Source organism: Streptococcus sp. HMSC066F01, assembly GCF_001837335.1.
GTDB classification, from domain to species: Bacteria; Bacillota; Bacilli; order Lactobacillales; family Streptococcaceae; genus Streptococcus; species Streptococcus oralis_S.
Window position 1 is genome coordinate 78,239 of sequence record NZ_KV832074.1, and the last position, 2,335, is coordinate 80,573.

Here is a 2,335-nt window from a genome sequence, read left to right on the forward strand (position 1 = left end):
CAGTTGCCTCAAAACGTTAATCAATACGATACTATCAACGTTTACAGACATTCAAGAATTTTCTCTTGGATGTCTTTTTTGTATAAAAAATAGTTATTTTTCGGAAAGTTAGCTATTAATATTTATCAATGATAAAAATAGCATGTTTTAAGGGACTGACCCCCAAAAGTGAGAATTTAATAAAAAGACTTGACATAATTCGTTTACAATGGTAAACTCATTTTAAACATATTTGTTTACATTTGTAGACAACTAAGGGGGAAGGAGAATGAGCACAATAGAACTTAATACTTATATCACAGATGCAGAATGGGAAGTCATGCGTGTAGTTTGGGCAAATGATCGAGTAACTAGTAAAAAAGTTATTTCCGTATTGCAAGAAAAAATGGACTGGACACAATCCACTATCAAAACGATCTTAGGTCGATTAGTTGGAAAAGGCGTACTAAATACAGAGCATGAAGGTAGAAAGTTTGTTTACACTGCCAATATTGAAGAGAAAGAAGCCGTAAGGAATTATGCAGAAGATATTTTTAAACGGATTTGCAATAAGAAAGTCGGAAATGTAATAGGAAGCATCATTGAAGATCATGTTTTAAGCTTCAATGATATAGATCGACTAGAAAAAATATTAGAGATGAAAAAATCTTTCGCAGTAGAAAAAGTGGATTGCAATTGTCCAGAAGGACAATGCGAATGTCATTTACATCATCATTAAGCATAAGGAGGAATTTAAAATGAATAATGACAACATGGATAAGTTAAAACACGAGCATGGAATCACAGATGAACATGGATACCATAAGGATCAACATCAAGTACATCATGCTGGACATGATCACTGCGGGCATTGTGGGCATGACCACAACGGGCACAGTGGACATGATCACAGCGGACACAGTGGACATGATCACAGCGGGCACAGTGGACATGACCACCATCATCACGGAAACTTTAAGGAACTTTTCTTAAAGTCATTGCCACTAGGAATCATTATTATGTTCTTTTCCCCTTTGCATGGATTTAAACTACCATTCCAGTTTACTTTTCCATATTCTGATATTGTAGTAGCTATTTTATCTACTATATTAATTATTTATGGTGGACGTCCATTCTATCAAGGTGCAGTTGACGAATTTAAACAAAAAAACCCTGGAATGATGGCACTCGTTTCTTTAGGTTTAAGTGTTTCATATTTGTACAGTATTTATGCTGTGATCATTACCTACGTAACGGGTGAACACGTGATGGACTTTTTCTTTGAATTTGCTTCATTACTATTAATCATGCTATTAGGTCACTGGATTGAGATGAAAGCCATTGGAGAAGCAGGAGACGCACAAGCAGCATTGGCTAAGTTAGTGCCGAAAGATGCTCACGTTGTATTAGAAGACGATTCAATTGAAACACGACCAGTTGCTGACTTACAGGTAGGTGATTTAATTCGTGTTCAAGCCGGAGAAAATGTGCCAGCAGACGGGATTATCGAGCGTGGCGAATCACGTTTAAATGAAGCTCTTCTAACTGGGGAGTCAAAAGCAGTAAAAAAAGGCCCTGGTGATGAAGTAATCGGGGGCTCAACAAATGGAGAAGGGGTTCTTTATATTAAAGTGCTTGAGACAGGTGATCAATCCTTTATCTCTCAAGTACAGAATTTAATCAGCCAAGCTCAAAGTCAGCCTTCCAGGGCAGAAAATATTGCGCAAAAGGTTGCAGGGTGGCTCTTCTATATTGCTGTTATTGTCGCGCTAATTGCTTTTGTAGTGTGGATGATTATTGGAGATATCCCAACGGCAGTTATATTTACTATTACTACATTAGTTATTGCTTGTCCGCACGCATTGGGTCTGGCTATTCCATTGGTAACCGCCCGTAGCACAAGCTTAGGAGCTAGCCGTGGCTTACTAGTAAAAGACCGCCAAGCCTTAGAAATAGCTCAAGATGCAGATGTGATGATTTTAGATAAAACGGGTACTTTAACAACTGGTGAATTTAAAGTATTAGATGTAAAACTTCTTAATGACAAATATACAAAAGAGGAAATCATTGCCTTATTGGCAGGTATTGAAGGAGGATCTAGCCACCCAATTGCTCAATCAATTGTAAGTTTCGCCGAGCAGCAAAATATACGTCCAGCATCTTTTGATTCGATTGATGTGATTTCCGGTTCTGGAGTAGAGGGTAAAGCAGGTGGGCACCGTTACCAATTAATCAGTCAAAAAGCCTATGGACGTAATCTTGATATGGATACTCCAAAAGGAGCAACTCTTAGTGTCTTAGTAGAAAACGATGATGCCATTGGTGCTGTAGCTTTAGGGGACGAATTAAAACCAAC

2 protein-coding genes are annotated in these 2,335 nt (G+C 38.0%); both read left to right on the forward strand.

Translation table 11 applies throughout. The features are described from left to right. Positions 1-268: 268 nt before the first annotated feature. Complete coding sequence (locus HMPREF2655_RS02370; protein ID WP_070837414.1) at positions 269-718, forward strand: CopY/TcrY family copper transport repressor; 450 nt, start codon at positions 269-271, stop codon at positions 716-718. Positions 719-737: 19 nt separating this feature from the next. Further along, on the forward strand, positions 738-2,335 hold a 1,598-nt coding region (locus HMPREF2655_RS02375), incomplete at its 3' end, for an HAD-IC family P-type ATPase (RefSeq protein ID WP_070837418.1).

Bases quoted from the DNA above. Each gene is read 5' to 3' on its own strand.
- HMPREF2655_RS02370 (WP_070837414.1), top strand. From the start codon at position 269: ATGAGCACAATAGAACTTAATACTTATATCACAGATGCAGAATGGGAA.